This is a genomic window from bacterium, from assembly GCA_020440705.1.
GTDB lineage: Bacteria > Krumholzibacteriota > Krumholzibacteriia > LZORAL124-64-63 > LZORAL124-64-63 > JAGRNP01.
In genome coordinates this window covers 1-2,960 of the sequence record JAGRNP010000048.1, presented here as the reverse complement: position 1 = coordinate 2,960, position 2,960 = coordinate 1, and the positions used below count along the sequence as shown (strand labels likewise).

Sequence of the window (2,960 nt, the reverse complement as noted above, 5' to 3'; positions counted from 1 at the left end):
CGTCAACTGGCTACTCCAGGATTGAGTCGCTGGTAGACCGACGACTTGAGTGAGCGGAAACTGCCTTCGATTCCGATCAGGGTCTCGGAATGGCCGATCATGAGGTATCCGCCGGGACGGAGCAGGCGAGCGAACTCGGCCACCATGCTCGTGCGCAGGTGGCGGTCGAAGTAGATCATCGCGTTGCGGCAGAGGATGACGTCGAAGATCCCCTTGATGGGGAACGGCTGCTTCGTGAAGTTGAGGCGCCGGTACATGATCATCTGCCGCAGCTCGTTCGAGACCTCGGCGACGGCGCGGCCGTTCTCCTCGCGCTCGGTGAACCAGCGCCGCCGGAGCTCGGGGCTCACGCCGCCCAGCCGATCGACGGGGAACACCCCCCGCTGGGCGTGGGCCAGCACCCGCGTGCTGATGTCCGTGGCCAGGATCTTCGCGTCCAGGCCGTGCTGGCGCACGAGCGGCGCCAGGGTCATGGCCATGGTGTAGGGCTCCTCGCCGGTGGAGCAGGCGGCCGACCAGAAGCGCAGGCGCTTGAGCCCCTGTTCGCCCCAGCCGTCGACCACCTCGGCCAGCTTGGTGAAGTGGTCCGGTTCGCGGAAGAACTGGGTCACGTTGGTCGAGATCACGTCGATCAGGTGCACCAGCTCCTCGCCGGAACGGTCGGCGCGGAGCAGCTCCAGGTACTCCGGGTACCCGGCCAGCCCGAGCGCCCGCAGGCGCTGGTTCACCCGCGACTCGACCAGGGCCCGCTTGTTGTCCTTCAGGACGATCCCCGACTGCTCGTAGAGCACGCGCTGGAAGATCGCCAGGTCGGTGACGGACATGCCCGTCACCGGCGCCGGCGGCGCCTCCTGCGGTTTCCTCATGCGCGACAGCAGGGACATGGGCACCTTCCGCCTAGCCGGCCGACTGGAGCACGGCCTCGATCTCGGCGTCGTTCAGGACCGAGTCGATGTCGAGCAGGATCACGACCTTGCCGTCGAGCTTGCCCAGGCCGGTGATGTAGCTGGTCTCCTCGAGGCCGCCGCCGAAGTTCGGTGCCGGGTCGATCTCGTCGGCCTTGATGTTCAGCACCTCGGAGACCTCGTCGACGATGATGCCCATGGTCAGCTCCGTGTCCTTGTACTGGACCTGCACGACGATGATGCACGTCTTCTCGGTGTCCTCGACGGCCGGCATCTTGAACTTGCAGCGCAGGCTCACGATGGGGATCACGCGGCCGCGCAGGTTGATCACGCCCCGCACGTATTCGGGCGTCCGCGGCACGCGCGTGATGCCCATCATGCCGTTGATCTCCTGCACCTTCAGGATCTCCAGTCCGTATTCCTCTTCGCCGAGCACGAACGACAGGAACTTGCCTTCCTGCGCGACACGGGCCACTGGGGTCTCGACGGCCATTTTCTACCTCCCGCAAGGGGTTGTTCAGGCTTCCACGGTTTCCGGAGCGCTCTCCGGGGCGAATGCGTCGGCGCCGCCGGGGGCGACGGCGCTCTCGATGACGGTCTCCACGGCCTCGGCGATGTGCGGATCGAGGCTCGCGGCGGCCGGTGGGCTGTTGCGCACGGTCATGTCCGTGCTGTGGGCCACGCGCACGAGGCCGGCGATGTCCAGGATGAGGGCCACGTTGCCGTCGGACATGATCGCGCCGCCGGCCACCCCCTCGGTGCCCTGCAGCTTCTCGCCGAGGCTCTTGATCACGATCGACTGCTGGCCGAGGAGCTGGTCGGCCATCAGGCCGATGCGCTTGCCCTCGTCCTCCACGACGACGACCATCGCCTCGTGGGGTTCGGCGGCCGCCTCCGCCACCTCGAAGAGGCGCGAGAGGCGGAACAGCGGCAGGTGGCTGCCTTCGAAGGCGATCATCTCGCCCTTGTCGAAGATGTAGCTGAGGTCCTCCTTGCGCGGACGCACGAGGCGCACTACCGAGAGGGTCGGGATGATGTAGTGCTCGGTGCCGACCATGATCACCATGCCCTCGATGATGGCCAGGGTGAGCGGCAGCTTGATGCTGAACGTCGAGCCCGCGCCCTCCTCGGAGGCGATGTCGACGGTGCCGCGCAGCTCCTCGATGTTCCGCCGCACGACGTCCATGCCGACGCCGCGGCCGGAGATGTCGGTGACCTCCTTGGCGGTCGAGAAGCCGGGCTCGAAGATCATCATGAACAGGTCGCGATCGCTGATCTGCTCGCCCTCGCGCAGCAGGCCGCGCGAGACGGCCTTGTCGCGGATGGCCTTGCGGTTCAGGCCGCGGCCGTCGTCCTCGATCTCGATGCAGATGTTGCCGCCCTTGTGGAAGGCCCGCAGCTCGACGCGGCCGCGCTCGGACTTGCCGGCGCGCACGCGGTCGGCCGGATCGGCCTCGATGCCGTGGTCGACCGAGTTGCGGACCATGTGCACGAGCGGGTCGCCGATCTTGTCGACGACGTTCTTGTCGAGCTCGGTGTCCTCGCCGGTCATGATGAAGTCGACGACGCGGTTCTGCTTCTTGGAGAGGTCGCGCACGAGGCGGGCCATCTTCTGGAAGACGGGCCGCACCGGGACCATGCGCAGCGACATGCCGATCTCCTGCAGCTCGCGGCAGATCTTGTCGAGGTGGTCGAGGTCCTTGGCCAACTTCACCGACATGGCCGAGCCCTTCAGCTCGGGCGACTGGCTGACCATGCTCTCGGCGATGACCAGCTCGCCGATGGTCTCGATGAGGTGGTCGAGGCGCTCGGCGTCGACGCGCATGGCTTCCTTCATCTTGGCCGGCGCGTTGGCCTTGGCCGGGGTGCGGGCCGCTTCGGCGTCCGCGGCCGGGGCCGGGGCCGCCGCTCTCGGTGTCGGGGCGGGCGCCTTGGCCGCCGGGGCGGCTTTCGGCTTCATGTTGCCCAGGGGGATGAAGCCCGAGGTCTTCGGCGCGGCGTCGGCTGCCGCGGGCGCCGGCGTGGGAGCGGGCGCCGGTGCGGGCTCCGCGACCG

Annotated in this window: 3 protein-coding genes; all 3 read right to left on the bottom strand. The window is 67.9% G+C overall.

Annotation, left to right across the window (positions count from 1 at the left end; translation table 11 throughout):
• Positions 1-2: 2 nt before the first annotated feature.
• A complete protein-coding gene (locus KDM41_08990) occupies positions 3-884 on the bottom strand; it encodes a methyltransferase domain-containing protein (GenBank protein ID MCB1183558.1) in 882 nt (293 codons plus the stop codon).
• A gap of 13 nt (positions 885-897) precedes the next feature.
• Positions 898-1,398, bottom strand: a complete 501-nt coding sequence (locus tag KDM41_08985) for a purine-binding chemotaxis protein CheW (protein ID MCB1183557.1) — start codon at positions 1,396-1,398, stop codon at positions 898-900.
• 24 nt (positions 1,399-1,422) lie between these two features.
• On the bottom strand, positions 1,423-2,960 hold a 1,538-nt coding region (locus KDM41_08980; protein ID MCB1183556.1), incomplete at its 5' end, for a chemotaxis protein CheA.

Excerpts from the sequence above, each read along its gene's own strand:
- KDM41_08990 (MCB1183558.1), bottom strand. The coding sequence starts at position 884 with ATGTCCCTGCTGTCGCGCATGAGGAAACCGCAGGAGGCGCCGCCGGCG.
- KDM41_08985 (MCB1183557.1), bottom strand. The coding sequence starts at position 1,398 with ATGGCCGTCGAGACCCCAGTGGCCCGTGTCGCGCAGGAAGGCAAGTTC.